Source organism: Brucella sp. NBRC 12953, assembly GCF_040369775.1.
Classification (GTDB): domain Bacteria; phylum Pseudomonadota; class Alphaproteobacteria; order Rhizobiales; family Rhizobiaceae; genus Brucella; species Brucella pseudogrignonensis.
Genome location: NZ_BAABSV010000021.1, coordinates 1 through 1,235 on the forward strand (window position 1 = coordinate 1; position 1,235 = coordinate 1,235).

The window sequence follows — 1,235 nt, forward strand, 5'->3', positions numbered from 1 at the left end:
TGGACTTGCCCTTATTTAGTGGAGAGGTTCTGTCACTAATTTGCGGTTTATCATCTCGAACTGGATCGGTGATTTATACCCGAGTGCAGAATGTCTGCGCACAGGATTATAGAAGCCGTCAATGTATTCGCCAATGGCTTTGATTGCATCTTGACGTGTGTAGAACACAGTTCGCCATATCAGTTCAGACTTGATCGTCTTGAAGACGGTTTCCACCATCGAATTATCGTAACAATTTCCTTTGCCGCTCATGGATGGAAGCATGCTGTTCGCTTTGAGGATTTTGCGATACTCATAACTGGCATATTGGCTTCCCCTGTCCGAGTGCTGGATCAATCCCGGCTTTGGTTGCCGGATAGCAATAGCCTTCTTCAAAGCACAGATAGCCAGATCCTTTTTCATCCGATCGCGCGCTTCCCAGCCAATGATGCGACGAGAATAGAGATCGACAACGATTGCCAGGTACAGCCAGCCTTCTGCCGTCCATATGTAACTGATATCAACACCCCATTTCTGATCTGGTTCGTCACAAGTGAAGTCCTGATCCAGAAGATTGGGAGCGACAGGCTCACCATGATTGCTGTCGGTCGTGCGTTTGAAGCGCGTTTTCTGCCGGGCTTTCAAACCATTTTCGCGCATCAGTCGCGCCGTGCGGTGACGACCTGCTCGAATACCTTCTTCATTCAGCTCAACATGCATGCGAGGGCTGCCATAAGTTTCACGTGACAGCACAAACTGGTTACGAATGTGGGCCAGAATAATCATGTCATCAAGCTGGCGACGACTGGGCAAACGATGCTTCCATGCATAATAGCCGCTGATGCTGACACCTGCGAAAGCGCACAGCCGTGACAGAGACATATGTGCCTTCTCCGTGTCGATGAACGCAAACTTCATCGACTTGTCTCCCGAGCGAAGAAGGCCGTCGCTTTTTTTAATAGGTCACGTTCCTGTCGCAGAAGTTCGTTTTCTTTGCGAAGCCGAGCAAGCTCCTGGCTCATGTCTTCATGCGGACCGGAGAGTAAATCGTTCTCAGCAAAATTACGACGCCAGCGGTCAAGTGTTGATTTGCCAATGCCAAGGTCCTCGGCAACCGATGAAATGCTTCGACCACTCGTCGTTAAAATCCGAACGGCTTCGCGTTTGAATTCTTCTGTAAATTCTCGCTGCTTCAATTCTAAGTCTCCTGTCAGTCTTGTCTAACAGAAGCCCTCCACTTTTGAAGGGGAAGTCCA

General features: G+C 49.2%; 1 protein-coding gene. It reads right to left on the minus strand.

The features are described from left to right. Positions 1-15: 15 nt before the first annotated feature. Positions 16-1,175 (minus strand): IS3 family transposase gene (locus tag ABWV94_RS23340; protein WP_502905220.1). Its coding sequence is split into 2 segments (ribosomal slippage): positions 16-914 and positions 914-1,175, totalling 1,161 coding nucleotides; the frame shifts between segments, so codons are not numbered across the junction. Positions 1,176-1,235: the final 60 nt, after the last annotated feature.